The organism is Actinoallomurus acaciae, from assembly GCF_042429965.1.
In the GTDB taxonomy this organism is placed as follows: Bacteria; Actinomycetota; Actinomycetes; order Streptosporangiales; family Streptosporangiaceae; genus Actinoallomurus; species Actinoallomurus acaciae.
In genome coordinates this window covers 1-3,050 of sequence record NZ_JBHLZP010000757.1, presented here as the reverse complement: position 1 = coordinate 3,050, position 3,050 = coordinate 1, and the positions used below count along the sequence as shown (strand labels likewise).

The 3,050-nt window shown below is 72.8% G+C and carries 3 protein-coding genes; 1 reads left to right on the top strand and 2 read right to left on the bottom strand.

Annotation, left to right across the window (positions count from 1 at the left end; all coding sequences use genetic code 11):
* The coding region (locus ACFFNX_RS46470; protein WP_378212760.1) for a serine/threonine-protein kinase at nucleotides 1-872 on the bottom strand (872 nt) is incomplete at its 3' end.
* A 97-nt stretch (nucleotides 873-969) separates the two neighbouring features.
* The gene (locus ACFFNX_RS46465; protein WP_378212758.1) at nucleotides 970-1,740 is read right to left on the bottom strand and encodes a class I SAM-dependent methyltransferase; all 771 of its coding nucleotides are present in this window, start codon (nucleotides 1,738-1,740) and stop codon (nucleotides 970-972) included.
* A 128-nt stretch (nucleotides 1,741-1,868) separates the two neighbouring features.
* On the opposite strand from ACFFNX_RS46465, the gene ACFFNX_RS46460 reads away from it, so the two are divergent.
* Nucleotides 1,869-3,050, top strand: a 1,182-nt coding sequence (locus ACFFNX_RS46460; RefSeq protein WP_378212756.1) for an ATP-binding protein, incomplete at its 3' end; no start/stop codon positions are given.

The following is a 3,050-nucleotide window of genomic DNA, read 5'->3' as shown; positions in this document are numbered from 1 at the left end:
GGTTCGTGCGCCGGCGCGGTGGAGCCGAAGGCCGGGGGCGGCATCAGCGCCTCGTCGACGGTCGCCTCGTGGCCGAGCAGGCCGGCCTGGGCCTGCTGCGCGGTCGGCCGGCGCGACGGATCCTTCGCCAGGCACGCGGCCACGACCGACCGCAGCGGCTCCGGCAGGGCGGAGACGTCCGGCTCGTCGTGCAGGATGCGCTGCATCACGGCGTGCACCGCCTCGTTGCCGAACGGCGGGTGCCCGGTCGCGGCGAACAGGATCGTCGAGCCCCACGCGAACATGTCCGCGGGCGGGCCGATCTCGTCGCCCTTGACCTGCTCGGGCGCCATGTACGAGGGGGTGCCGGCGCGGGCGGACTCGTTGTTCCCCGCCGCGCCGAGCGCGCGGGCGATGCCGAAGTCGATGACCCGCGGCCCGTCGGGGCCCAGCAGGACGTTGTGCGGCGTGAAGTCGCGGTGGACGATGCCGGCCTTGTGGATCGCGGCGAGCGCGGTCAGCGTGCCGATGGCCAGGCGTTCGAGCGCGCCGCCGGTGCGCGGGCCGTCGGTGAGGATGTGGGACCGCAGCGAGCGTCCCTCGACGTACTCGCTGACGATGTACGGATGGTCGCCCGCGAGGTCGGCGTCGAGCACCTGCGCGGTGCAGAAGCGCGCGACCTTCTTGGCCGCGGACAGCTCACGTACGAACCGGTCGCGGGCGTTCGGGTCCGTCGCCATCCGGGCGTGGAGCAGCTTGATCGCCACCTGCTCGCCCGAGGGGCTCCGCCCGAGGAAGACGACACCCTGGTTGCCCTCGCCGAGCCGGCGCAGAAGCCGGTGGCCGCCGAGCTCGGGCGGATCGCCCGGGCGCAGCGGGAGGCCGTCGGCCATGGGAGGTGTCCTTCCGGTCAAGCCATCGTCCACAGCGCGTCAAACGATAGCGCCGGATCGGAGCGCCGATACCGGGATCCTCCGGCCTCGCCGGAGTTCAGCTGGTCGCGCGGCCTACGGCGTACTGGAACAGGTTGTCCTGCTGGATGGTGCCGTCGGGGCGCCGCTGGTGGCCGAAGTTGGCCAGGAACACCTCGTACGCCGCGTCCATGCCGATGACCTCGATCGCGTGGGCCACGTTGGGCGAGGACCGCATCGACCCCCAGGCGGCGTCGAGCGAGGGGAAGTCGTACCTGCGGGTCACCTCGGCGTAGGCGTACACGTCGAGGCCGGCCTCCACCATCACCTCGCGCAGGTGGTACAGGTCACGGACCGGCTGGGAGCCGGGAGAGCCGGCCGGTACGAGGCCGCGTACGGCGTTGAGGAACGCGCTCGCCTCACGGCCGGACCAGTTGTGCCACAGCCCGATCACGACCGAGCCGCCGGGCCGGGTGACGCGCGCCAGTTCGGCCACGGCGACCGCCGGGGGCTCGTTGTACTGGATCGCGTCGAAGGCCATGACCTGGTCGAAGCAGCCCCGGTCGTAGGGCAGTTCGGCGGCGTCGGCGACGCGGAGGTCGGCGTCGGGCAGGCGTTCCCGCGCGACCTTGAGCAATTCGACCGAGGCGTCCAGTCCGGCCACCTCGGCGCCGCTGTGCGCCGCGAGCCGCAGGGCCGTGCCGGTTCCGCAGCCGACGTGCAGCAGGCGTGTTCCCGGCCCGGGGTCGAGCGCGCCGAGAGAGGCGATGTAGAGAGGCCGGAGCTGCTCCTCGCACACGTCGGTGAAGGCGACGCCGTTCTGCGGATGAACCTGGGTCGGACCCACCATCGCGTCCTCCGGGTGGTCGTTCGGTCGATTACATGATCACTTCGCGCCCGGTAGCAGTGCATCCGCATATTTACCTATTTGCTGACTTTGTACGCCGCACTTGTCGTACGTGATCCATACTCCTTGGTGTGGCCCGGCGAGTCTCGTGCCCTACTCTCATCGGCCGTACCGCGGAACTGGCCCGGCTGGATGCCGCGCTGGCTCAGGCGCGGGACGGCTCCTCCGTGCTGCTCTTCGTCTCCGGCGACGCCGGCATCGGCAAGTCGCGGCTGGTGGAGACGTTCACCGCGCGGGCCAGGGAGAACGACGTGCTCGTCTTCTCCGGCGCCTGTCTCGACCTGGCCGAGGGCGCCGCGCCGTACGCCCCCTTCGTCGCCGCCCTGCGGCCGCTGGCCGACGAGCTGAGCGGCGACGAGCTCGCCCACGTCCTCGGCGAGGCGCGCCAGGAGCTCGGCGCGCTGCTGCCCGAGCTGTGCGGGAGCCCGACGAGCCGGCACGACCGGACCGAGCGCGGTCGCCTGTACGAGCTGGCGCTCGGGCTGTTCCGGCGCATGGCCGCGCTGCGCCCGGCCGTCCTGGTCCTGGAGGACCTGCACTGGATCGACCCGGCCTCGGCCGACCTGCTGGCGATGCTCGGCGGCAACCTCCGCCACGCGGGCCTGGTGATCATCGGCACCTACCGGAGCGACGAGGTCCCGCGCGACCACCCGCTGCACAACATCGCGCTGGAGATGGAACGCTCCGGCCGCGCCGAGCGCATCGAGCTGACCGGCCTGTCCGTCGAGGAGGTGACCGCCCAGGTCACCGGCATCCTCGGCACCGAACCGGCGACGCGTCAGACCAGGTCGCTGTTCGACCGGTCGGAGGGCAACCCCTTCTTCGTCGAGGAGCTGCTGGCCGCCGGGCCGACGCGCACGGAGCTGACCGCCAGCCTGCGCGACGTACTGCTGACCCGCGTCGAACGCCTCGCACCCGCGACGGGGCAGGTCCTGCGCGCCGTCGCGATCATCGGCCGCGGCGGGGACGAGGAGCTGATCGGCACCGTCACCGGGCTGCCTGCCGGCGAGCTGGAGGCCGCGCTGCAGGAGGCCGTCTCGCACCGGCTCCTGATCGTCACGGGCGACGGCTACGACGTCCGGCACGCCCTGCTGCGCGAGGCGCTCCACGCCGACCTGCTGCCCGGCCGGCGCAACCGGCTCCACCTGGCGGTCGCCGAGGCGCTGGCGGACAAGAACGTGCCGGCCGAGTCGGCACGCCGCTGGTACGCGGCGGGGCATCGGCCGGAGGCCCTCGCCGGCTTCGGCGCGCCC